The organism is Devosia sp. SL43 (assembly GCF_021729885.1).
Taxonomy (GTDB): domain Bacteria; phylum Pseudomonadota; class Alphaproteobacteria; order Rhizobiales; family Devosiaceae; genus Devosia.
Genome location: NZ_CP063401.1, coordinates 2560001 through 2583150 on the forward strand (window position 1 = coordinate 2560001; position 23150 = coordinate 2583150).

27 protein-coding genes are annotated in these 23150 nt (G+C 63.4%); 10 read left to right on the top strand and 17 right to left on the bottom strand.

The window, feature by feature from the left end; genetic code table 11:
* Nucleotides 1-732 carry a uroporphyrinogen-III synthase gene (locus tag IM737_RS12525; protein WP_236894268.1) on the bottom strand — a complete coding sequence of 244 codons (732 nt, stop codon included), beginning with the start codon at nucleotides 730-732 and terminating at the stop codon, nucleotides 1-3.
* Nucleotides 729-1670 (bottom strand): hydroxymethylbilane synthase, encoded by a 942-nt coding sequence (hemC, locus tag IM737_RS12530; RefSeq protein WP_236894269.1) that lies wholly within the window; start codon nucleotides 1668-1670, stop codon nucleotides 729-731. Before hemC ends, IM737_RS12525 begins: the two co-directional genes overlap by 4 nt.
* A 79-nt stretch (nucleotides 1671-1749) precedes the next feature.
* On the opposite strand from hemC, the gene tsaD reads away from it, so the two are divergent.
* From tsaD to IM737_RS12555, 5 genes are read left to right on the top strand one after another with little or no spacing between them, the layout of a single operon-like run.
* Complete coding sequence (gene tsaD / locus IM737_RS12535; protein WP_442874204.1) at nucleotides 1750-2808, top strand: tRNA (adenosine(37)-N6)-threonylcarbamoyltransferase complex transferase subunit TsaD; 1059 nt, start codon at nucleotides 1750-1752, stop codon at nucleotides 2806-2808.
* On the top strand, nucleotides 2798-3784 hold the full coding sequence (locus tag IM737_RS12540; RefSeq protein ID WP_236894271.1) for an NAD(P)H-dependent glycerol-3-phosphate dehydrogenase: 987 nt from the start codon (nucleotides 2798-2800) through the stop codon (nucleotides 3782-3784). The genes tsaD and IM737_RS12540 overlap by 11 nt, the downstream gene beginning before the upstream one ends.
* Nucleotides 3785-3786: 2 nt before the next feature.
* Nucleotides 3787-4083, top strand: a complete 297-nt coding sequence (locus tag IM737_RS12545; RefSeq protein WP_236894272.1) for a YciI family protein — start codon at nucleotides 3787-3789, stop codon at nucleotides 4081-4083.
* A 3-nt stretch (nucleotides 4084-4086) separates the two neighbouring features.
* Nucleotides 4087-4521, top strand: coding sequence for an EVE domain-containing protein (locus IM737_RS12550; RefSeq protein WP_236894273.1), 435 nt, complete (start codon nucleotides 4087-4089; stop codon nucleotides 4519-4521).
* Between the two features lie 58 nt (nucleotides 4522-4579).
* Nucleotides 4580-5005, top strand: a complete 426-nt coding sequence (locus tag IM737_RS12555) for a DUF1761 domain-containing protein (RefSeq protein WP_236894274.1) — start codon at nucleotides 4580-4582, stop codon at nucleotides 5003-5005.
* A 29-nt stretch (nucleotides 5006-5034) separates the two neighbouring features.
* Here IM737_RS12555 and IM737_RS12560 read toward each other — a convergent pair whose 3' ends face one another.
* The 4 genes from IM737_RS12560 to dapF all read right to left on the bottom strand — a co-directional run bounded on the left by IM737_RS12560 (nucleotide 5035) and on the right by dapF (nucleotide 9235).
* Nucleotides 5035-5655, bottom strand: coding sequence for a septation protein A (locus tag IM737_RS12560; RefSeq protein WP_236894275.1), 621 nt, complete (start codon nucleotides 5653-5655; stop codon nucleotides 5035-5037).
* A 91-nt stretch (nucleotides 5656-5746) separates the two neighbouring features.
* Nucleotides 5747-6964, bottom strand: a complete 1218-nt coding sequence (gene ftsY, locus IM737_RS12565) for a signal recognition particle-docking protein FtsY (protein WP_236894276.1) — start codon at nucleotides 6962-6964, stop codon at nucleotides 5747-5749.
* 154 nt (nucleotides 6965-7118) lie between these two features.
* Nucleotides 7119-8384: a tRNA (N(6)-L-threonylcarbamoyladenosine(37)-C(2))-methylthiotransferase MtaB gene (gene mtaB / locus IM737_RS12570; RefSeq protein WP_236894277.1), complete on the bottom strand. Its 1266-nt coding sequence runs from the start codon at nucleotides 8382-8384 to the stop codon at nucleotides 7119-7121.
* Nucleotides 8384-9235 (bottom strand): diaminopimelate epimerase, encoded by an 852-nt coding sequence (gene dapF, locus IM737_RS12575; RefSeq protein ID WP_236899915.1) that lies wholly within the window; start codon nucleotides 9233-9235, stop codon nucleotides 8384-8386. The genes mtaB and dapF overlap by 1 nt, the downstream gene beginning before the upstream one ends.
* A gap of 290 nt (nucleotides 9236-9525) precedes the next feature.
* On the opposite strand from dapF, the gene IM737_RS12580 reads away from it, so the two are divergent.
* Both IM737_RS12580 and IM737_RS12585 read left to right on the top strand, forming a co-directional pair.
* On the top strand, nucleotides 9526-10485 hold the full coding sequence (locus tag IM737_RS12580; protein WP_236894278.1) for a hypothetical protein: 960 nt from the start codon (nucleotides 9526-9528) through the stop codon (nucleotides 10483-10485).
* Complete coding sequence (locus tag IM737_RS12585; protein WP_236894279.1) at nucleotides 10482-11699, top strand: GNAT family N-acetyltransferase; 1218 nt, start codon at nucleotides 10482-10484, stop codon at nucleotides 11697-11699. The genes IM737_RS12580 and IM737_RS12585 overlap by 4 nt, the downstream gene beginning before the upstream one ends.
* A gap of 22 nt (nucleotides 11700-11721) precedes the next feature.
* On the opposite strand, the gene IM737_RS12590 is transcribed toward IM737_RS12585, so the two are convergent.
* Entirely contained in the window at nucleotides 11722-12726 is a 1005-nt protein-coding gene (locus tag IM737_RS12590) for a hypothetical protein (RefSeq protein WP_236894280.1), read from the bottom strand.
* A gap of 287 nt (nucleotides 12727-13013) precedes the next feature.
* Between IM737_RS12590 and ffh the strand changes: the two genes are divergently transcribed.
* Together ffh and rpsP are read left to right on the top strand one after the other, a co-directional pair.
* Complete coding sequence (ffh, locus tag IM737_RS12595; protein WP_236894281.1) at nucleotides 13014-14597, top strand: signal recognition particle protein; 1584 nt, start codon at nucleotides 13014-13016, stop codon at nucleotides 14595-14597.
* 29 nt (nucleotides 14598-14626) lie between these two features.
* On the top strand, nucleotides 14627-15028 hold the full coding sequence (gene rpsP, locus IM737_RS12600; protein ID WP_236894282.1) for a 30S ribosomal protein S16: 402 nt from the start codon (nucleotides 14627-14629) through the stop codon (nucleotides 15026-15028).
* 193 nt (nucleotides 15029-15221) lie between these two features.
* Here rpsP and leuB read toward each other — a convergent pair whose 3' ends face one another.
* Nucleotides 15222-16322, bottom strand: a complete 1101-nt coding sequence (gene leuB, locus IM737_RS12605) for a 3-isopropylmalate dehydrogenase (RefSeq protein WP_236894283.1) — start codon at nucleotides 16320-16322, stop codon at nucleotides 15222-15224.
* A gap of 186 nt (nucleotides 16323-16508) precedes the next feature.
* Here leuB and IM737_RS12610 point away from each other — a divergent pair, with 186 nt between their 5' ends.
* Entirely contained in the window at nucleotides 16509-16754 is a 246-nt protein-coding gene (locus IM737_RS12610) for a hypothetical protein (protein ID WP_236894284.1), read from the top strand.
* On the opposite strand, the gene IM737_RS12615 is transcribed toward IM737_RS12610, so the two are convergent.
* The 9 genes from IM737_RS12615 to IM737_RS12655 form a co-directional block, all read right to left on the bottom strand.
* Nucleotides 16751-17392, bottom strand: a complete 642-nt coding sequence (locus IM737_RS12615; RefSeq protein WP_236894285.1) for a CPBP family intramembrane glutamic endopeptidase — start codon at nucleotides 17390-17392, stop codon at nucleotides 16751-16753. The genes IM737_RS12610 and IM737_RS12615 overlap by 4 nt on opposite strands.
* Nucleotides 17393-17501: 109 nt before the next feature.
* Nucleotides 17502-17891, bottom strand: a complete 390-nt coding sequence (locus tag IM737_RS12620; protein ID WP_236894286.1) for a RidA family protein — start codon at nucleotides 17889-17891, stop codon at nucleotides 17502-17504.
* A gap of 7 nt (nucleotides 17892-17898) precedes the next feature.
* Nucleotides 17899-18504 carry a 3-isopropylmalate dehydratase small subunit gene (gene leuD, locus IM737_RS12625; RefSeq protein WP_236894287.1) on the bottom strand — a complete coding sequence of 202 codons (606 nt, stop codon included), beginning with the start codon at nucleotides 18502-18504 and terminating at the stop codon, nucleotides 17899-17901.
* Between the two features lie 81 nt (nucleotides 18505-18585).
* Nucleotides 18586-19194: a DedA family protein gene (locus IM737_RS12630; protein ID WP_236894288.1), complete on the bottom strand. Its 609-nt coding sequence runs from the start codon at nucleotides 19192-19194 to the stop codon at nucleotides 18586-18588.
* Nucleotides 19195-19352: 158 nt separating this feature from the next.
* Nucleotides 19353-21167 (bottom strand): translational GTPase TypA, encoded by a 1815-nt coding sequence (gene typA, locus IM737_RS12635; RefSeq protein WP_236894289.1) that lies wholly within the window; start codon nucleotides 21165-21167, stop codon nucleotides 19353-19355.
* 214 nt (nucleotides 21168-21381) lie between these two features.
* Nucleotides 21382-21594, bottom strand: a complete 213-nt coding sequence (locus IM737_RS12640; protein ID WP_236894290.1) for a VOC family protein — start codon at nucleotides 21592-21594, stop codon at nucleotides 21382-21384.
* Between the two features lie 11 nt (nucleotides 21595-21605).
* Nucleotides 21606-21764 (bottom strand): VOC family protein, encoded by a 159-nt coding sequence (locus IM737_RS12645; protein ID WP_236894291.1) that lies wholly within the window; start codon nucleotides 21762-21764, stop codon nucleotides 21606-21608.
* A gap of 19 nt (nucleotides 21765-21783) precedes the next feature.
* Complete coding sequence (locus IM737_RS12650; RefSeq protein ID WP_236894292.1) at nucleotides 21784-22398, bottom strand: RNA polymerase sigma factor; 615 nt, start codon at nucleotides 22396-22398, stop codon at nucleotides 21784-21786.
* An 87-nt stretch (nucleotides 22399-22485) separates the two neighbouring features.
* Entirely contained in the window at nucleotides 22486-23148 is a 663-nt protein-coding gene (locus IM737_RS12655; RefSeq protein WP_236894293.1) for a ferritin-like domain-containing protein, read from the bottom strand.
* Nucleotides 23149-23150 lie beyond the last annotated feature (2 nt).

Here is a 23150-nt window from a genome sequence, read left to right on the forward strand (position 1 = left end):
TCATGGCGCAGTTTGCTCGCGGGCAACAGCCAGTGCGAGCGTCATCATCGCATCTTCGTCAGGCCGGTCGGCCAGGCTGATACGGTGGAAATGCGCTTCGAGCAGCGGCCCGGCCACGGCCTCGCTGAGACACAGCATGGCGATGCGGCGACGCTGGGCCGGATCGAGCGCACCGGCCAGTGTCGCAAAAATTTCCGCCGTGCGACGAGAATAGGCGAGAACCGAGCCGATGCTGCCATCGGCAAGGGCGGCCAGAACCGCATCGGGCAAGGCCTCGATCGCCACCATGTCGTAGATTTTGGCCGTCGCCACCATCACGCCCAGCGGGGCAAGCGCCTTGGCCAAGTCGCCGCTCTGATGGCGGGCCGTGGGATGAAACAGCGGCCCCTTGAGTCCTGAGATTCGGATCGCGTTGACCAGATCGCTCAGGGCGCCGGCAGCGCTGCTGACCTTGGCAAAGCCGGCCTCTTCGGCCTCGCGGGCCGTGCGGTCACCCACCGCCAGCACGGGCAGATGGGCATAATCAGCGAGCACCCCACGATCGGACAGTGACCGGACCGCATTGGCGCTGGTCAGCACAACGGCGGCAAAGCCATCTGGTGGTGGCAGGCTGGCATCGAGCGTCTCGCGCACCATCAGCGGCGCCGCCGTCGCCTCGATATCGAGCGCCCGCAGCCGCGCCAGCGTCACCTGCGCATCCGGTTCGGGGCGGGTGACCAGCATGCGCATCATGTGCGGGCCCATTGCGCCAGCCACTCGGTGCCGGCCTGGGCGATGAGATCGTCGCCGACCTGCCGGCCAAGCGCGATGGGATCGGTGCCGGTCGCGACACTGTCGAAAGCAGTCTTGCCGTCCAGACTCAGGATTTGCCCCTTGAGGGTCAGCGTGTCGCCATCGAACCGGCTGAGCGCCCCGACCGGGGTGCGGCAGGAGCCGTCCAGCACCGCCAGCATGGCGCGCTCGGCCGTGATGGCCGTGTGCGTCGGCGCATGATCGAGCGCTGCGACCAGACCGGCCATGCGCGCATCGTCGCTGCGCACCGCGATGCCGATGGCGCCCTGGGCAGGCGCCGGCATGAAGATATCAGGATCGAGCAGGGCCGTGGCGCGGTGGCCTTCGCCCAGCCGGTTGAGACCGGCCATGGCCAGCATGGTGGCATCGGCCACGCCGTCGAGCAGCTTCTGCAGCCGCGTCCCGACATTGCCGCGAAACGGCACGATCTCAAGATCGGGCCGTACCCGCAGCACCTGCGCAGCACGACGGATCGACGACGTACCGAACTTGGCCCGTTCGCCCAGGTGATCGAGGCTCTGCACCTTCACCGACATGAAGGCGTCACGCACATCCTCGCGCTCGAGGAACGCCACCAGCGTAATGCCATCGGGCAGGCGCGTCGCCACGTCCTTGGACGAGTGCACGCCAATATCGACGCGGCCTGATAGCATCGCGTCGTCGATTTCCTTGGTGAACAGACCCTTGCCGCCGATTTCGACGAGGCTGGCATTGCTGGCCTGGCTCCGATCGCCACCGGTCGAAATCACCTCAATGGCGATATCGTCCTCGCTGACACCATGCGCCTGTGCCAACAGGCTACGCACCAACCGCGCCTGTGTCAGCGCCAGCGGGCTGCCACGCGTTCCGATGCGGGCGAAAGGTGTCGATGATTGCAAAGTCCGAACGTCCTATAGTAGGCAGGGGACAACCCCCTGAGGGAGTAACCAGTTCATCGTGACCGGGCAAGCGCCAGCCATCATCCTCGGCATAGAGACCAGCTGCGACGAAACCGCGGCGGCCATCGTCGTGCGCGACCAATTCGGCAATTCAACGATTCGTTCCAATGTGGTCCGCAGCCAGCTCGATGAACATGCGGCATTCGGCGGCGTGGTGCCCGAACTCGCCGCCCGCGCCCACGTGACCTATCTCGACCACATCATCGCCCAGGCCTGCCGCGAGGCGGGTATCGCACTTGGCGATGTCGATGCCATTGCGGCCACCGCCGGCCCGGGCCTGATCGGGGGTGTGCTGGTCGGCCTGACCACGGCCAAGGCGCTGGCGGCGGCGCTCGACAAGCCGCTGATCGCGGTCAACCACCTTGAGGCTCACGCCCTGACGGCGCGGCTGACCGATGGGGTAGCCTTCCCATACCTCATGCTTCTGGTCAGCGGCGGGCATAGCCAGTTCGTGCTGGTGCGCGGCGTCGGCGACTATGAGCGCTGGGGCACGACCATCGACGATGCGCTGGGCGAGGCCTTCGACAAGGTGGCCAAGTTGCTCAGCCTTGGGCATCCCGGCGGACCGGCAGTCGAAGCCATCGCGAAGTCGGGCGATCCGAAGCGCTTCAAGTTTCCCCGCCCCCTGCTGCGCGAAGCCCGACTCGATTTTTCCTTCTCCGGCCTCAAGACCGCCGTCCGGTTGCAGGCCGAGGCGCTGGCGCCGTTGCGTGACCAGGACGTGGCCGATATCGCCGCCAGTTTCCAGGCTGCGGTGGCGGAGATCGTCGCTGTGCGCGGCCGACAGGCGCTGGCGCGGTTCAAGGCGGAGCTGCCAGGCCATGAACCGAGGCTGATCGTTGCCGGCGGTGTCGCCGCCAACCAGGCAATCGGTGCCGCTTTGCGTCAGGCCTGTGCCGAAGCCGGCGCGAGCCTGATTGTGCCCCCCATCGCCCTCTGTACCGACAATGGCGCCATGGTCGCCTGGGCCGGCGCCGAGCGCTTTATGCTGGGCGCCATCGACCCACTCGATGTCGTCGCCCGCCCCCGCTGGCCATTGGATCTGCCCGACATGAAGGTGACTTCAGATGCCGCTTGAAACCGTCAGCGTCATCGGCGGCGGCGCCTGGGGCACGGCATTGGCCCAGGCTGCAGCCATGGCGGGACGAACCGTGTCGCTGGTCGTGCGCGACCAAGCGCAGGCCGACGAGATCAATACAAAACATACAAACAGCCGGTATCTTGGCGAGCAAACCCTGCTCCCCACCCTTTCGGCGAGCGTTTCGGCAGAGCCGGCCGATATCGTCATCCTCGCCGTGCCGGCGCAATCAAGCCGCTCGGCGCTGGCTGCCCTCGACCCGGCCCTGCTGGCGCACCGTCCGGTCATCCTGTCCGCCAAGGGCCTCGAAACCGGAACGCTTGACCGACAGAGCGAAATCCTGGCCGATATGGCGCCGTCGGCGATCCCCTTCGTGCTGTCAGGCCCTAGCTTTGCCGCCGACGTCGCCGCCGGCCGACCAACCGCGGTAACCCTGGCCGGCGACGACGCCAGCCAGACCTCGGACCTTGCCGCCGCGCTCGCCGGCCCAAGCTTCCGCCCCTATGCCGCCGATGACCGCATTGGCGTCGAGGTCGCCGGTGCCCTCAAGAATGTCTATGCCCTGGCCTGTGGCGCCGTGGATGGCGCCAATCTTGGCGCTTCGGCCCGCTCGGCATTGATCGCTCGCGCCTATGCCGAAATGGCGCGCATGGTCTCGGCCATGGGCGGATCGGCCACCACGCTGACCGGCCTTGCGGGCCTGGGTGACCTGACGCTGACCTGCACCTCGGTGCAATCGCGCAATTACCAGTTCGGCATGGCGCTGGGCCGCGGCGAAACCGTCGAAGCCATCATGGCTTCCGGCGCCAAGCTGGCCGAAGGCGTCAGCACCACGCCGGTTGCCGACGCCCTGGCCCGGAGCCTCAATGTCGACGCACCGCTGATTTCGGCCGTGCATGCCGTGCTGGGCCGCAAGGCCGATATTGCCACAGTGGTGGCGGGACTGATGTCCCGGCCGCTCAAACGCGAGGACTGACAATGCCGCTATTCGCCATGATCGCCAAGGACAAGCCTGATATGGGCGACAAGCGCATCGCGACCCGCCCGGTGCATCTGGAGCATCTCAAAGCCATGGGCGAGAAACTGGTGCTGGCCGGCGCCCTGATGGGTGCCGACGGCAACCCCGAAGGCTCGCTCCTGGTACTCGAAGCCGACACAATCGAGGCCGCCACCGCCTCCTTCATGGCCGATCCATTCGTCGCCGAGGGCATTTTTGGTTCGGTTGAAGTCAAGCCCTGGCGCGTGGCCATCAACCACACAAACCGGGAGTTCTGAGCCATGGCCTATTGGCTGATGAAATCGGAGCCGGACGTCTTCTCGTTCGATGACATGGTGGCCAAGACCAAGCGCGGCGAACCTGAGCAGTGGCACGGCGTGCGCAACTACACGGCGCGCAACAACATGGTGGCCATGCAGCTGGGCGACCTCGCCTTTTTCTACCACTCCAATATCGGCAAGGAGATCGTCGGCATCATCAAGGTGATCGCCCTGGCGCATCCCGATTCCACCGCCGAGCCCAATGACAAGGGCAACATCGTCTGGCAATGCGTCGACGTCGAAGCGGTCAAGCCTCTGCCCAAGCCGGTGACGCTGGCCACGGTCAAAGCTACGCCCGAGCTGGCGGAACTGGAGTTGGTCAAATACTCCCGCCTGTCGGTGTCGAAGGTCAGCGAAGCCGAGTGGAACCTGATTTGCAAGATGGGTGGCCTGTAGCGTCCGCTAAACGAGCGCGCTAATCTCCCCGCGCGCACTCGCGCTTGGGGGACACATCATGATTTCGCATTTCGCCGTCAACTGGCTGGCCGTCGTGCTGGCCACGGTCGCCAGCTTCGCCTTCGGCGCCGCCTGGTATATGGGCCTGTCCAAGCAATGGATGGCCGCGCTGGGCAAGACCCCAGCCGAGCTCAACGTTGGCTACACGCCATTCATCTGGTCAGTGGTCGTCGAGTTCATCATGGCCTATTTCCTGGCCTTGCTGGCGCCGGCTCTGCTTGGCGAGGTGACCGTCCTGGGCGGCGCCATCGTCGGCGCGCATATGTGGCTGGGCTTCGTCATCACCACCCTGATCCTCAACCACCGCTATGAAGGCCTCAAATGGTCGCTGACCATTATCGACGGCCTGCATCTGCTGGGCGTTCTGGTGATCCAGGGTGTGGTTATCGGCCTGTTTGCCGGTGGCGCTGTGCCTGCGGCCTGAGGCACATCAAGCTGGTCCGCGTCTGCGGATCAGCTTTCCACCACGATGGGCGGTACATGGGCCGGCTCGCTGGCCGGGGCATACTTGTTGAGCAGCGACAGCTGGCTGATCGAGAAGATCACCGTCAGCGGCATCACGCCCCAGACCTTGAAGGCCACCCAGATATCGGTCGAGAAATTGCGCCACAGCACTTCGTTGATGATGGCGAGAACGACGAAGAACAGGCCCCAGTTGAGTGTCAGCTTGCTCCAGCCCTCCGGCTTGAGCTTGTAGACATCGCCAAACACGTATTTTAGCAGCGAATGGCCAAACAGCAGGCCACCCAGCAGCACCGCCGCGAACAGCGAATTGGTGATGGTCGGCTTGATCTTGATAAACGTATCGTCCTGCAGCCAGAGGGTGAGGCCGCCAAACACCAGCACCACGACACCGGTCACCAGCGGCATGACGGCGATCTTCTTGAGGATCAACCAGGTCAGCACCAGCGAGATCGCCATGGCGCCCATGAACCAGGCGGTGGCGACGAAGATGTCGGCCCGCGCATTGGCGATGAAGAAGATCACCAGCGGCCCCAGTTCGAGTGCCATCTTGATGATCTGCGGGCGCAGTTCGTCCCAATTGATCTCGGGCTCGGCGGCTTTATCGGTCATGGACAAATCTCAATCGGCAACAGGGGCAATGTGAGCGCAAGCGCAACACCATGCAAGGGCGGGATAGGCCGCAAGCGTGGTAAGATTACGGCTAGTCGCGCCCAGCGATGGCCTTGGCGAAGTCGCTGGCGGTAAACGGTTCGAGATCGCCGACCCCTTCGCCGACGCCAATAAAGTGTACCGGCAGGCCGAATTTCCTGGCGATGGCGACCAGAATGCCGCCCCGCGCCGTGCCATCGAGCTTGGTCATGACCAACCCCGTCACGCCTGCCCGCTGGCCGAAAATCTCCACCTGCTTGAGCGCATTCTGCCCTGTCGTAGCATCGAGCGTGAGCAATGTGGCATGCGGCGCAGACGGGTCGACCTTCTTGATGACGCGGATGACCTTTTCGAGCTCGTTCATCAGCTCGTCGCGGTTCTGCAGCCGTCCGGCCGTATCGATGATCAGCACGTCGCGACCTTCGGCCCTGGCCTGCGTTACGGCATCGAAGGCAAGCCCCGAGGCGTCCGACCCGGCAGGACGGCTGATCACGGTTGCATTGGTGCGCTGACCCCAAATCTGCAGCTGCTCGATGGCTGCGGCGCGGAACGTGTCGCCGGCCGCCAGCATTACCGAACGGCCCTCGGCCGCATATTGCTGCGCCAGCTTGCCGATCGTGGTGGTCTTGCCCGAACCATTCACCCCGATCATCAGGATGATGAAGGGCTTTTGCGCGGTATCGACGACCAGCGGTCGCGCCACCGGGCCGAGCACCTTCTCGACCTCGGCAGCCAGCACGGCCCGCACGTCTTCGCCCGACACATCGCGATCGAAACGATCGCGGCGCAAAGTCTCGGTGATCGCCATCGCCGTCTCGATACCGAGATCGGCCTGGATCAGCACATCTTCCAGTTCATCGAGCGTCGCCGCATCGAGCTTGCGCTTGGTGAAGACCGAGGTGATCGAGCCGGTGAGCTGATCCGACGAGCGCTTGAGGCCGGTGGCAAGACGCGCGAACCAGCCTTGGCGCGGCGCTTCTACGGGCACCTCGAGCACCGCAGGCGGGTCGAGGGCGACCGGAATGGTTTCCACTGCCATGGCCGCAGCGGCTTCCTCGATGTCTTCGACATAGTCAGGCGTGGTTTCTGGCGGACCGGGCAGCGGTACCTCTTCGGGCGCCGGTTGCGGTTCCGGGGCAGGCGTCGGCTCGACAGGCTGTGGCAGCGGAACCGGTTGCGGTGCCGGCACAGCTTCCGGCGGCGCAGGCGGCTGCACCGGCTGCTCGCCGCCGAACAGGCGCTTGAAAAATCCCGGCTTCTTGTCGGTCATAGTTCGCTTTCAGTCTGTGCCACGCACTCGTGGTTCGAGGCTCGTGAAGAACTCGCACCTCACCATGAGGGCTACTCCAAACTCGATGCTCCAGCAGTCCTCATGGTGAGGCGGAAGCACTTTGCGACCCTCGAACCACGAGGGCGTGCCCAGATCAAGCCGCTTCTCTCAGCGCTTCACCGACGAGGCCGTCGGCTAGGGCACCCGTAATCCGAACGGCCAGCAGCTGACCCGGTTGCTCACCCGGCATCGCAACCGGCATGAACTGCTCGGTTCGCCCCAGGCCACCGCGCTCCACCAATACCGATTCGATAACCCCAACCCGCGACGCCGCGAGCTTGGCGAACTGCTTGTCCCCCTCTGCCCGCAACAGCATTGCGCGGTCACGGGCCACGCGCCGGCTGACCTGCGGCATGCGGGCCGCTGGCGTGCCTTTGCGCGGTGAATAGGGGAAGACGTGGAGATAGGTCAGCCCGGCCTCATCAACGATGCGAAGCGTGTTTTCGAACATCGCATCCGTCTCTGTCGGAAAGCCGGTAATGATATCGGCGCCGAACACAATGTCGGGCCGCAGGCTGCGCAGCTTGGCGACAATGGCCAATGCATCGTCGCGCGAATGGCGACGCTTCATGCGCTTCAAGATCAGGTCGTCGCCCGATTGCAGGCTGAGATGCAGATGCGGCATCAGCCGGCGGTCAGACGCCACTGCATCGTACAGAGCCTCATCCGCCTCGATCGAGTCGATCGACGAAATCCGCAGGCGCGGCAGGTCAGGCACATGACGCAAGATCGACTGCGTCAGCTTGCCCAGCGTCGGCTGGCCCGGAAGATCGGGACCATAGGAGGTGATGTCGACGCCGGTCAGCACCACTTCGCGACAGCCATTGGCGACGAGCTTCTTGATCTGCTCGACCACGGCGCCCATCGGCACCGAGCGCGAAGGGCCGCGGCCAAACGGGATGATGCAGAAGGTGCAGCGGTGATCGCAGCCATTCTGCACCTGCACGAAGGCCCGCGTATAGCCGTCCATGCCCTCGATCAGGTGGCCCGCGGTTTCCCGCACGCCCATGATGTCGTTGACCTGCACCTTGTCGTTGAGCGGCGCGCCGAACACCATCGGCTGGTAGCTTTCGGCCTTCATCTTGTCGGCATTGCCGATAACGAGGTCGACTTCCGGCATGTCGCCAAAGGAGCGGCCCTCGGTCTGCGCCGCGCAGCCGGTGACGATGATGCGCGCTAGAGGATTGTCGCGCCGCGCCTTGCGCACTGCTTGTTTGGCATGCTTGACCGCCTCCTGCGTCACGGCGCAGGTATTGACGATGATGGCATTGTCGAGCCCCGCCCTTTCGGCCTCGGCCTTCATCACCCCGGCTTCATAGGCGTTGAGCCGGCAGCCGAATGTCAGCGTTTCGACAGCCATCAGGCCGCGGCCTCGCTGCGCGTCCAGGCGCCGGTGGCCGGATCGAGCGTGCCGGTCCATTCGAGCTCGGCCGGCCCGGTCAGCACGACATGGTCGTCATCGCGCCATTCGATGAAGAGATCGCCACCCGGCAGTGTCACGGTCACGGCACGTCCAGTGCGGCGCGTACGGGCGCCATTGACCACGGCGGCGCAGGCAGCGGTTCCACAAGCCTCGGTAAGGCCGGCGCCGCGCTCCCAAGTGCGCAGGATGATCTTGTCCGGCGCCATCACCTGGGCCAACGAAATATTGGCGCGCTCGGGGAAGATGGGATGGTTTTCCAGCATCGGGCCGAAGCGGTCGAGGGCGTAGCTCCACACATCCTGGTTGACCCAGAAGGTGGCATGCGGGTTGCCCATTGAGGCCACCGACGGCGAATGCAGCACCGGTGCATCGATCGGCCCGATCTGCAGCTCGATCTTGCGCGTATCGGCGAATTCCTCGGCCAGTGGAATGTCGTACCAGGCGAATTTAGGCGTCCCCATATCGACGGTGATCATGCCATCGGGCTGCTCTTCGCCGAACAGAATCCCCGCGACCGTCTCGAAGGTGAAGGCCTGCCGGCCCTGTTCCGCCGTCAAGGCCTGTACCACGCAGCGCATGCCATTGCCGCAGGCTTGCGCCTTGCTGCCATCGGAATTGATGATCTCGATATAGTTGGCCGTGCCCGGCGTGCGCGGATCATGGATGGCCATGATCTGGTCGAACTTGGTTCCTGATGTGGCATTGATGGCGATCGCAGCAGCGGCCGTGACGCGGTCGGCACGACCGCGCATGTCGACCACGACAATCTGGTTGCCCAGCCCGTTCATCTTGAGAAACGGCACGCCGCTCACAGTCTGCCTCGCCCGCAATTGGAAGGATTGGTTCCTATATGGCTGATGATGGCGAAAATTGCCAGTCCGACCGGTTTCCTGTTGAGCCCGAGGGCAAAACAGGCCGGGTGCGAAGTTAAAAATATTCATATATCAGAAGGGTTTCACACTTCATGGCGCCTTAACCAGAGTCCGAGCTTGGCCGCGCCAAAGCTGATCTTGTGCGTTACCTTCCGACCAGATGCTGAGGATCGACCCTTTTCTGCCATCCATTTGGAGCCCGGCCCATGAATATGACCATGCTGACCGACCAGATCATCACCGACTGGCAGCCGCACTTTCCGTCCCTCTTCGGCAATCACTCGCTGGCTATGTCGCATAGCCTGGCCAACTCGCCGCTGTTCACCGATGATGCGCTTGCGGCGTTGATCGACAAGACCCCGCGCGAAGCCTATCACGTCAATTATTCGCAGAAGACGCCGGGCAATCCGCCCAAGCGCCGCGAAGGCGAGATCAAGGGCCTGACCGGCCACCAGGTGCTCGACGTCGTCAAGTCGGGCAATATCTGGGTCAACCTCACCGCCCCGGCCAAGACCGACCCCGCCTATGGCGCGCTGCTCGACAGCCTCTATGCCGAATTTGAGGAACGCGTTCCTGGCTTCAAGAGCTACAAGCGGAACCTGACCATCCTGATTTCGTCGCCGAACGTCTCGGTAAAGTACCATTCTGACGTGCCCGGCCAGAGCCTGTGGCAGGTGCGCGGCACCAAGAAGCTCTATGTCTATCCGGCTTCCAAGCCTTTCATCAGCCAGCCCGCGCTGGAAAAGCTCATCCTGGGCCAGTTGCGCGAAACCGACATGCCCTACGAGCCCTGGTATGACGACTATGCCGAGGTCCACACGCTGGACGCCGGCAAGATGATCCACTGGCCGCTCAACGGGCCGCATCGCGTTGTCAACCATGGCATGCTCAATGTCAGCTTTACCACCGAGCATTGGACCGACGAGCTGCGCAAGCATTACGCCGTCAACTATGCCAATGGCATCCTGCGCTCCAAGCTGGGCATGAACAATCTCAGCCAGCAGGTGACGGGGCTCTCCTACCTCGCCAAGCTGGCAACGGCTGCTGCCGTCAAGTTCACCCCGCTCAATCCTCAGAAGAAGAAGGTCTACAAGGTCGACTTCCAGGTCGATCCGGCCGCTCCTGAAGGCGTGCGCGACATTGAGGGTTATTCCTTCAGCAAATGAGCTCACTCAGCGCCCTTCCCAGAGCCGATGAGCGGCGGCGGTCTACCGCCGCCCTGGTGCGCGATACCGCCAACGCTCGGGCCGTCCGCGCCGACGTCGTGAAGACGCGCGAGGCCTTCGACGCCATCGCCTATCAATGGGAAGGGCTCGAGACTCAGGCCGATGGCGCTGTGCTGTTCCAGGGCAGCGGCTGGGCCAGGGCGATCTTCGATTTCGAAGCGGCCCGCGGCAATGCCGATTTCGACCCTGTTATCGTCGCCATTCTCGACGGCCAGCGCCTGGTTGCTGTACTGCCGCTCGAGCGCATCCGCACGCGGGCTCGCACGGTACTGGCGCCGCTCGGCCATGCCTTCAGCCAATATTCCGACGCCCTCATCGCCTCGGGTACAGACCCCAAGGACGCTGTGTCTCGCCTGCTGCGCGCCGCCATATCAGCCGCCCCATGCGACGCAGTGAGCTTTCTCAAGGTGCGCGACGACAGCGTGCTGGCCAAGGGCATGCCGGCCAATCACCTGGTCACTGGCTCCGAGCAAGGCGCGCCCTACGTGGCGCTCAATGCCTTCGAGGACTATGCCGCCTATTTCCAGACCATCAAGCCCAAGACGCGCAAGAACATGCGCAATGATCGCAATCGGCTGGAGCGCGAAGGCACCCTCGTGCACCACATCGCCGAGACGCCAGAGGAAAAGCTGGGTGTGATCTGCCGCACCCTGACTGGCCGCGCCGAGCGCCTGCGCGATCAGGGCCTGACCTCGCGCGCCTTCCGCGACACCGCTTTCACCGATTTCTGCAAGACGTTGGCCAGCCGCGAGGACATGCCCGTCATGGCCATGTCGCTGCGCCACAATGACCAGCCCATCGCCGAGCAATGGGGCTTCGTCCACAACCAGCGCTATTATGCCTTCGTCGCCTCCCGGGACTTCGGCAATTCCGACGAAAGCCCGGGCAAGCTGCATCTGGGCGAGGTCATCCATGCCTGCGCCAATGCCGACCTCAAGGGCGCCGACCTGATGGTGCCGGTCATGCCCTACAAGCTCACCTGGGCCACCGAAGTCGTCACCGTCCGCGACTATGCCCTTCCGGTGACGCCACGGGGCCTGCTGGTGTTGAACCTCTGGGACAAGACCATGCGACCGTGGTTCAAGCAGCTAGTGCTGAACATGCCCAAGGGCATGCGTGGCTTGCTGATGAAGGCGAGTGGCCGGAGTCTATGACCCACATTCAAACTGTCAGGCCTTACTTCTCATAGGGTACGTCAGGGTCCGCGCAATAATCGTGGCCAAGCTCAGTCTCATTTACTGACAAGATGTCGGCCAGCACTCGGCACATCCGCTTGGGTTGGAGATCGATCATTCCGAAAATAGTGGCATTGCTCTCGACTCTACGGGTCATGAGTTCCTTGATTGGCGCTGCGTGGCTTGCCGCCGCCGCGCCACCATAAGCAAGGGCATAGGCCAGTTCGTAGAGGCGATTCCGGGTGTCCCAGGCGATCACATCATCCTTGGGTAGGGTGGCCAGTAGATCGGCCATCAGCCGTTCAACAGAGTCGAGGGCCCTTGGATGTTGCCCAGCCACCGCGACTTGCGCCGCACCCGTCCCCATCGAGTCATGTGCCGATATCTCGGCAAAAGCTCTCCCGGCAAAGGGCGTGGCGACCAACCCCAGGCTGGCAAGGGTGGCGCGGGCGAGGGGTCGCAGGTCGCGCCGTGCAAAATACTCCGACTCTTGGGGCGTGTCGTTGAAGGCGCTGGCAGCAACAATGGCCACAAGCTCGCTGTGTGGCCCAGGAAGGCGCGCGATGAGGTTCAGCGTATACTCCACCGGACGCCCCCTCCGTAAATGGTCGGAGCCATTGATCAACTGCACCGCCCGTTGGAAGGATTCGAGGCTGTCGCAGACAGGTTGACCCACGTCACGGTACCTGCTGTTCGCAAGGAACTTATGCGCGCCGATCGCTAGACTTCCACCCTCTTGGGCGGAAAAGGACAACACATCAATCGCCGCCAATGTGAGGGCGTATTCTCGCTCGGTGGGAATGGCACAATCGTCGCGACCAGCAAGCAAAAGTCCGGCTGGAGGCTCAGCTCGCACTAATTCATATGCCGGGCTGGCAATCGGTCCAATCCACGTTGTGGGGCTCATTCGGCCAAGCACAAAGCCCGCAGTCAGGACGAGCGCGGACAAACACAGGGCGACCAACAACACAAGAAGTCGCCGCAACCAGGCGGCAAGCGTATTCATTTCTGTGTCCCCTGACAGGCGCTGCGTTCGCCCCAGTAATATGTCCAGCCTCGCTTAACGAAAGCTTGGAGGCGATGACTAAAACCGGCCTTCCTTGACTCTCCCGCCCGTTTCCCCTAAACGCAGCCCATTCATCAGGCCTTGTTCCTGACCAGCCGACCGGGGCGACCGATACCGATCCCGGAGGCCACCATCCACCAGCGCGTTGCGCCCGTGGGTGGGTTTGGCGTTTGGACCGATGGATCCCATATCTCCTCGGATCATCCGAAGAGACAAAGGACGGCACGATGTTTGAAAGCCTGAGCGACCGGCTTGGCAAAATCTTCGAAGGTCTTCGCGGACGCGGCGCGCTCAACGCTGCCGATGTCGATGCGGCCATGCGCGAGATTCGCCGGGCGCTGATCGAGGCCGACGTCTCCCTTGAAGTGGTCAAGGCCTTCGTCGAGCAGGTGCGCGAGCGCGCCGTTGGCGCCGAGGTTACCCGCTCGGTGACGCCGGGTCAGCAGGTCGTCAAGATCGTCAATGACGAGCTGGTCGCCGTACTCGGCGCGACAGCCGTCGCTATCGATCTCAATGCCCCGGCACCCGTGACCCTGCTGATGGTGGGTCTGCAGGGCTCGGGCAAGACGACAACCACAGCCAAGATCGCCAAGCGCCTCAAGGACCGGAACAAGAAGAAGGTCCTTCTCGCTTCGCTCGATACCCGCCGTCCGGCTGCCATGGAGCAGCTGCGCGTGCTCGGCGAACAGGTCGGCGTCGATACGCTCCCGATCGTCACGTCCGAGAACCCGGTCCAGATCGCCCGACGCGCCGAGCGCGAGGCGCGCCTGGGCGGCTATGACGTGCTGATCCTCGATACAGCCGGCCGCACTCATATCGACGAAGAGCTGATGGCCGAGACCGTCGGCATCAAGGACGTCGCCAAGCCGCACGAAATCCTGCTGGTCGTCGACGCCCTCACCGGCCAGGACGCCATCAACGTCGCCCGATCCTTCGACGGTCGCCTCGACATATCAGGCATCGTCATGACCCGCGTCGACGGCGATGGCCGTGGCGGCGCAGCGCTCTCGATGCGCGCGGCCACCGGCAAGCCGATCAAGCTGATCGGTGTCGGCGAAAAGATGGATGCGCTGGAGGATTTCCACCCCAGCCGCATCGCCGACCGCATCCTCGGCATGGGCGACATCGTCTCGTTGGTCGAGAAGGCCGCCGAGCACGTCTCTGCCGAAGACGCGCAGAAGATGGCCAAGAAGCTCAAGAAGGGCTCCTTCGACCTCGACGACCTGCGCAGCCAGCTGATCCAGATGAAGAAGATGGGTGGCATGGGCGGCCTGATGGCCATGATGCCCGGCATGGGCCAGGTCAAGAAGGCCATGGCCAATTCCAATGTCGATGAGAAGGTGTTTGATCGCCAGATCGCCATCATCAATTCGATGACCAAGAAAGAGCGCGCCGAGCCCGACCTGCTCAATGCGTCGCGCCGCAAGCGCATCGCCGCCGGCGCTGGCGTCGAAGTCAGCGAGATCAATAAGCTGGCCAAGCAACACCGCCAGATGGCCGACATGATGAAGAAGGTCGGCAAGGGTGGCATGGGTGCGCTGGGCGGCATGTTCGGCGGCAAGATGGGCAATATGCTCGGCGGCATGCCCGACCTGTCCAAGATGGATCCGGCCCAGCTCGAGCAGATGGCCCGCCAAGCCGGCATCGACCCCAACCAGCTTAAGGGCCTGCCCTCCGCGCAAACCCCTCAACTCGCCGAAAAGCTCCCGACTGACGTCGGCGCCCTGTTCAAATCCGCTGGAACCGGCCTGCCCGGTCTCGGTGGCGCTCCCCGTTTCCCTGGCCTTCCCGGCCTGGGCAAGAAGAAATAATCGAACCTAACTCACTCAAGGATACCAAAATGGCCCTCAAGCTCCGTCTCGCCCGCGCTGGCACCAAGAAGCGCCCGTTTTACCACATCGTCGTTGCCGATGCCCGTTCGCCCCGCGATGGCCGCTTCATCGAGAAGCTGGGTACCTTCAACCCGCTGCTGGCCAAGGACAATGAAGGCCGCGTCGTGCTCGACACCGAACGCGCCAAGCATTGGGTCTCGGTTGGTGCCCAGCCGACCGACCGCGTCCTGCGCTTCCTCGACGTTGCCGGCATCGTGACCCGCGAAGCCCGCAACAACCCCGAGAGCGGCAAGCCCGGCGAAAAGGCTGTCGCCCGCGCTGAAGAGAAGGCCGCCAAGGCTGCTGCCATCGAAGAAGCCAAGAACGCACCCAAGGAAGCTCCGGCGGCTGAAGAAGCTGCTGCCGAGTAATCGGTGGTTCCATGAATTGAAAAAGCCCCGGTGCGATGCGCCGGGGCTTTTTTGTTTGGTCTCGACCTCTTCACAATCACAGGGTCATTCCGGCGTAGGCCGGAATCCATGCGGTGAACCATCCCGCGCACTGCATTTGCAGAGGCATGCGGACATGGATCCCGGCCTACGCCGGGATGACATCGCGCCTGTGTCAGGCCTTGAGCTTACCCAGGATCGCCGCGCCCATTTCTTCCGTGCCAACCGTCTTGCGATTGTCCTGAGCGATATCGCCCGTCCTCAGCCCATCGCTGAGCACTGCCGAGATCGCATTCTCGATGCGCGTGGCCAGCTCGATCTGGCCGAACGAATAGCGCAAAGCCATCGCTACCGACGCAATCATAGCGATCGGGTTGGCAATTCCCTTGCCGGCAATGTCAGGCGCCGAACCGTGCACGGGCTCATAGAAGGCCTTGCGCTTGCCGGTGACCGGATCGGGCGCACCCAGCGAGGCCGAGGGCAGCATGCCCAGCGAACCGGTCAGCATGGCCGCGACGTCGGAGAGAATGTCGCCAAACAGGTTATCAGTCACCATGACGTCGAACTGCTTGGGATTGCGCACCAGCTGCATCGCGGCGTTGTCGGCCAGGATGTGGTGCAGTTCCACGTCCGAATAGTCCTTGGCGATGCCCTTGACCACTTCGTCCCACAGCACGCCGGACTTCATCACGTTCTTCTTGTCGGCCGAGTGCACCTTGTTGTTGCGCGTGCGGGCCAGGTCAAAGGCGACGCGGGCGATGCGGTCGATTTCGTAGGTCTCGTAGACCTGCGTATCGATGGCACGCTTCTGGCCGTCACCCAGATCGGTGATGGTCTTGGGCTCGCCGAAATAAACGCCGCCGGTCAGTTCGCGGACGATGAGGATATCGAGGCCTTCCACCAGCTCGCGCTTGAGCGAAGAGGCATCGGCCAGCGCCGGATAGCAGATGGCGGGGCGCAGGTTGGCGAAGACGGCCATTTCCTTGCGCAGGCGCAGCAGCGCGGCTTCGGGACGATGCTCATAGGGGACATTGTCCCACTTGGGACCGCCCACGGCGCCGAAGATCACGGCATCGGCCGCCTTGGCCTTTTCGGTATCTTCATCGGTGATGGCCACCTGGTGCTTGTCATAGGCGGCGCCACCGGCGAGGCCCGTATCGGTCGAGAAGTCGGTGAGCTGTTCTGAATTCGTCCAGGCGATCAGCTTTTCCACCTCGACCATGATCTCGGTGCCGATGCCGTCGCCGGGCAGCAGGAATAGGGAATGGGTGGCCATGTCGGTCCTCGCCGTACTGGTGGTTACGCCTTGTTGCCGCGCACATAGCGTCATTTCTATCAGGGGCGCAAGGGCGCCCTTGGCGTGAACGCTGACTGAATACCGGGCTCAGTGCGAGTTCAACGCCAAGAGAGCAGAACAGCCTCAACGATCCGGCCTGCATGCCGGCCCACCGAGGACACTGAAATGGTCAAACTGATCCACATTGCCGCCCTGGCGGCCATCACGCTGGTCGGCGTCACCGCGGCCCACGCCAAGGTCAACACGCTGGCTGAATGCTATCAATCGGTCATCGCTGACTGCAACGCGGGCGACCGCCCACAAAGCTGTGCCAATGCCGGCATGGACGAGTGCGACGCGCTCTTCACCACGCCGCTACCCCGCAATCCCGGCCTGTTCTTCGGCGACGAGCCCGGCGAGACGATTCGCTAGACGAAGCCGTTGCGGTCGAAGAAGACCCAGAAGGTCAGCACATTGGTCAGGACATGCGCGATGGCGACCCAGAACACCGATCCGGTGCGCCAGGCGATCCAGCTCCATAGCAGCCCAAGCGCCGCCGCCCCGCCGACCAGGCTGACCCAGCCGCCGTCAAAAGCCACGCCATGGCTCAGCGCCAGCGGGATGTGCCAGGCGGTGAACAGCAGCCAGCCCAACCAGAAACCCAGGCGCGGCTTGTCGACAAACCGCACCATGAAGCCACCACGCCAGGCTGCCTCCTCAAGCGGGGCATTGATGATGGCGATAGCCGCGGCCAGCATGGCGCCGCGCGTCGTCAGATGCGTCGTATTCTGGAAGAATGCCGCGATCCCGATCGCCACCACCTGCAGCAGCAGCAGCAGCGGCACCCACCAGTCGCGCCAGGCGAGCTTTTCCGAGAACAGCCGCCCATCATGGCGCTTCCAACTATGCAGCGCGATGACAGGGATGCAAAAGCCCAGCCAATAGACGGTGAGGCTCAGCAGATATCCGAGTTGGCCACCGAGCGCCTGGGTCAGGGCCGGAACGAGCAGCAGCAGCGCTGCGATCACCACGAGCGCGTGAAGGACGAGCGTCGACTGGCTTCGGTTCATCAGTAGACCTCATCCTGAGCTCGTCGAAGGACGAGGTCGTGGCGGGATGGCGGGCACGACCTCCTGGTTCGACAAGCTCACCATGAGGTCTACTGGGAGGCCGTCTATCCTAGCTTTTGGCTGCGCCGATCCGAGCGGTGACTTCGATCTCGATCTTCATGCCGGGCTCGATCATCTGCACGATCAGCATGGAAGCAGCTGGCCGGATGTCTTTGAAGACGGGACCCACGGCCGCGACCACCGCGCTGACGTCATTGCGGTCGCCGACATAGTAGACCACGCGGACCGTATCCTGGATGGACGAGCCGGCTTCCCTCAGCGCCTTGTCGATGGTGGTCAGGGCATTGGCCGCCTGCTGGCCGACATCGTCGGGCATAGTCATGGTGGCATAGTCATAGCCGGTCGTGCCGGAGACATAGACCGTGTCCTCGTGCCGGACCGCACGGGAATAGCCAAAGGTCGCCTCGAAGGGCGATCCGGTGGAGACGCGCTGTACCATCAGAACCTCAGAGCCAGGGGCGGTCGGCCGCCATCTTGTTTTCGAAAGACGAAATCGACGGATCGGACTTCAGCGTGCCGGCGATATCGTCGAGGCCTTCGAGCAGGATCTGCTTGCGGCTCGGATCGATATCGAAATGCAGCGTGCCGCCATCGGGGCCCTTGATGGTCTGGCTTTCGAGATCGACCGTCAGCGTCGCGTTCGAACCGCGCTCGGCATCGTCAAGCAGCAGCTTGAGCTGCTCGGGCGTCACCACCAGCGGCAGGATGCCGTTCTTGAAGCAGTTATTGTAGAAGATGTCGGCGAAGCTGGTGGAGATGACGCAGCGAATGCCGAAATCGAGCAAGGCCCAAGGCGCATGCTCGCGGCTCGAGCCACAGCCGAAATTGTCTCCGGCCACGATGATGGTGGCGCCGCGATAGCCGGGCTTGTTGAGCACGAAATCGGGGTTCTCGGTGCCGTCTTCGTTGTAGCGCATCTCCGAAAACAGCGCGGTGCCCAGACCCGTGCGCTTGATGGTCTTGAGATACTGCTTGGGGATGATCATGTCGGTATCGATATTGATGATCGGCAGGGGCGCCGCGACACCGGTCAGACTGGAAAACTTGTCCATGAGGAAACCTCGCTTTGAAGAGCGTATTCGCGCGAAAGCGCGGCTCAGGTCAAGCCGCGATGCCGCAAATCCGTTCGCCGCTCAAACGGCCTGCTTGCTTGGCTTCCAGGTGGCGACCTTGAACAGGTAGAGCAGGACGACGAGGCCGAGCACGATATAGCTCAGCGGATCGAGCACAACTTCGATCGTCTCGTAGTGCTCATGCAGGATGTAGCCGGCCAGTGTCAGGATGGTGTTCCAGATCAGCGCGCCAACCGTCGAGGCCAGCAGGAACACCGGCAGGCTCATGCGGGCGAGGCCCGCCGGAATGGAAATCAGCGTCCGGATGATCGGCATCAGGCGGCCGAACAGCACGATTACGGGGCCGAAACGGGTAAACCAGCTCACCGCGGTGTCGATCTCATCGGCATTGAACGCCATGATCCGGCCGAAACGATCCGCCAGCCAGCGCACGCGCTCCAGTCCGAACAGCCGCCCGGCGAAATACCACGGCAGCATGCCGACCACCGCGCCCAAGGTTGCCGTGGCGATGACACCGAACAGGTTGAGATCGCCATTTGCGGCAGCGAAGCCGGCAAACGGAATGATCAGCTCGGACGGAATCGGCGGAAAGATCGATTCCGCCAGCATGACCAGGAAGATGCCGGCGTAACCCCAGTTGGAGATGGTCTGGATGATCCAGTCGGTCATGGGGTTTCCTCCGGATACCCCCCACCTAGCCTCCCCCTGAAGGGGGAGGGACAGTGCGGTAGGAGGGGCAGCATCTTGCCAACAACTGGATGGGTTCCTCCCCCTTCAGGGGGAGGTTAGGTGGGGGTGGGGCAAAGCCCACCGCCCTCCGGCGAACCTTACGCCGACTTGGCGGCGCGGCTCATGCGCTTGCGATCGTTGGGGTCGAGCCAGATCTTGCGCAGGCGGATCGACTTGGGGGTCACTTCCACATACTCGTCTTCGGCGATGTAGCCGAGCGACTGCTCCAGCGTCAGCTTCTTGGGTGTGGTCAACCGGACCGCTTCGTCCTTGGACGTGGTGCGGATGTTGGTCAACTGCTTGCCCTTGAGGGCGTTCACTTCGAGATCGTTCTCGCGGGAATGCTCGCCGATGATCATGCCTTCATAGATATCGACGCCGGAGTCGATCATGATCGGACCGCGGTCCTCGAGATTCCACAGCGCGAACGCCACCGAGGTGCCCGTACCGTTGGAGATCAGCACGCCAGTGCGACGGCCCGGCAGGTCGCCCTTATAGGGCACGAAGGCGTGGAACAGACGGTTGAAGATCGCCGTGCCACGGGTGTCGCTCAGCAGTTCCGGCTGGTAGCCGATCAGCGAGCGTGTGGGAACCAGCAGCTTGATGCGGGTACGGCCGACGCCGGACGGACGCATATCGGTCAGCTCGCCCTTGCGCTCGGTCAGCTTCTGCATGACCGTGCCGGTGAATTCGTCATCGACGTCGATGATGACTTCCTCGATCGGCTCGTGGCGCACGCCGTCGATATCCTGCATCAACACCTTCGGGCGGCCGATGGTCAGCTCGAAGCCTTCGCGGCGCATGTTTTCGATCAGCACAGCCAGCTGCAATTCGCCACGGCCGGCCACGTCATAGGAGTCGTTGTCGTCACCGGGCGTCACCTTGATGGCGACATTGCCTTCGGCTTCGCGCATCAGGCGCTCGCGGATGACGCGGGACTGCACCTTGTCGCCTTCGCGACCGGCCAGCGGGCCGTCATTGATGCGGAAGGTCACCGACAGGGTCGGCGGATCGATCGGCTTGGATGCGATGGCCTTGGTCACCGACGGGGCGCAGAGCGTATCGGCCACGGTCGAGGTCACGAGACCCGCAATGGCGACGATGTCGCCGGCTTCGCCGATGTCGACCGGCGTGCGCTCGAGGCCACGGAAGGCCAGGACCTTGGAGATACGGCCCTTCTCGACTTCCTTGCCCTCACGGTTGAGCGTGTGGATGGGATCGTTCGCCTTGACGGTGCCCGACGTGATGCGGCCGGTCAGGATACGGCCCAGGAAGGGGTTGCGCTCGATGGTGGTGACCAGCATGCGGAACGCGCCTTCTTCGACGGTCGGCTGCGGCACGTGTTCGACGACCTTGTCGAGCAGCGGGCCCAGGTCGTCCTTCGGACCAGCCGGGTCCATGGCCATCCAGCCCTGCTTGGCCGAACCGTAGAGCACCGGGAAATCGAGCTGCTCGGGCGATGCGTCCAGCGCGATGAAAAGATCGAAGATTTCCTCGAGCACTTCGAGGTGGCGCTCGTCGGCCTTGTCGATCTTGTTGATGGCAACGATCGGACGCAGGCCCTGGGCCAGCGCCTTGCCGAGCACGAACTTAGTCTGCGGCATCGGGCCTTCGGCCGCGTCCACCAGGATCACCACGCCGTCGACCATCGACAGGATGCGCTCGACTTCACCGCCAAAGTCGGCGTGGCCGGGGGTGTCGACGATATTGATGCGGGTGTCCTTCCACAGCAGCGACGTGACCTTGGCGAGGATCGTGATGCCGCGCTCGCGCTCGATATCGTTGCTGTCCATGGCGCGTTCTTCGACGCGCTCGTTTTCACGGAACGAACCGGACTGCTTGAGCAGGACGTCGATCAGCGTGGTCTTGCCGTGGTCAACGTGGGCGATGATAGCGATGTTGCGCAGCGTCATAGGGGTCAGGCCTCTTTGGCATGATCCCAAAACCTTGGGCCGCGAGAAGGAGCGGCGACATCAGGCTGAACCATGCTGGAATAACAAGCGCGCCAACTTGCCGTCAGAAGGACGGGATTGGCGCATTTGGCGCTGCCATACAGGAACAATGGGTTTTCCACAAGCGCAGGGCACGCAAGGGTGGGTTGCGACCGGCCTGAACCGGCCGCCATGGTTACTTCAGCGACCGCGGCAAGTCCCCCGATTGCCAGAGCCCGAGGCCAAAGCCATCCGGGTCCAGAAAGTCGCCGCTCCAGCCGCCCGGAGCCTCCGACACCGGCGTGACGATAGTGACGCCCTGCTCAACCAGCCCGGCGACGATGTCGTCGATGCCACCCTCATCGACGGTAAAGATCAGCGCCGGCGTATTGCCGCGCACGCCATCCATTTCGAAGAAGATCAGCTCAAGTCCGCTGGCCAGCCGGCCCTGCAGCCAGAACGGTTCGGCCCCTCCTCGCGGGTCAGTTCGAGACCCATGGTCTCATTATAGAATTTCTCGGTGCGGACGATATCGCTGACATAGAAGACGACGCTGGCACTTTTTGGTTTGAAGCTCATGGAGCCCTCCTGAGTTGCTTTACGCTTCCAGTTGCCGTGGCACCGGCTTTTGTGAGCGCCGGACGATAAAAAGATGCCCATCCGGATCATGGCTAGCAAACACCCCGCCATCGCGCAGCAGGTGCGGCAGCAGCGCATCGCGAATGCGGCCATAGGCCAGATCGAGATTGAGGCCCGGCAGGTCGCTGGGTAAAGCCAGTCCTGCCTGCACGATTTGGCGCTTGAGCGCCACGATGCGCTGGCGCAGGGCCGGGTCGGACAGCTTGAGCAGATAGGCGATCTCGCGCCGCCTGTGGCCGGACAGGATCAGCGCGGCGACCGCCTTGAGCGACGACGGCAGCGGCGCAACGAGCTTGGCCAGTTCGCTATCCTGCTCGGTCGGCTCTGAAGGCGACGAGGCAGCGAGCCATTGCCCGTCGCGACTGCGCCGCCGAGCCGCGCTGCGGGCAGCCATGCGCGCTTGGTTGCGTAGCGTGCCGACCAGCCAGCGGGCGTTGTCGGGGCGCTCGAAATCGGTGCGGCCGGCCAGCACCGCCGCCAGCAGGGCCTCCTGCACCATGTCTTCAGCCGCGCTCACATCCCGGCCTTCGCGGCGGGCAACGGCACAAAGCTTGGCATAATGGCTGGGACGCATGCGCCAAATTGGCAAAGCGGGCCGACAAACGCAATCGCCGCGCTCCCGGGGGAACGCGGCGGTCGGTTTCAAGCCTGTAGGCGACTGTCAGGCGAGGAAGGGTGTAGCGGCAGCGAGGACTTCTTCCTTGGTCATGGGCTCGTCGAAAGCACCATCCCAGGGCTTCTTGCCACCGATCTTGCGGACGATGGCCGCGTGGCGGGCCTCGACCGAATGGATCTGCAGCGCCACCGTGAGGATGTCGTCATTGACGGCAACCACACCGGCCTGGCCCTTGTAGGCCGCGACGCCCAGATCCTCGAAGGTCTGGCTCAGCGTCAGGTAGGTGTCGAAGTTGCTCAGCGCGTCGGCATACTTGCCGCCAGCGGTGAGGTCGAGCGCCGGACGCTTGATGGCGGCCGAACCCAGGGCCGTGGTGAGGAAGGCCACATGGGCTGCCTCATGCTTGCCGATCTGGTTGAAGATGCCGACATACTCGTCCGGGATGAGGCCAGCGGTCTCGAGGCCCGAGCGATAGAAAGCGTCCTCGATATGCTCGAGCGTCAGTGCGAAAACCAGCACATCGACGACCTCCTGCGGCAGGTCCTGGCCGAAGGCGTTCTGTGCCGTCATCGCCAGCAGCACCGGCGCCGAAGCCATAGCGCCGAGCTTGAGGGCAGACGAGCGGAAGAATTCGCGGCGGTTGGAGACCAGGATGTCCTTGATTTCGGGATCAAGGCCGGCGATCAGGTGGTTGGTTTGATTGATCATGA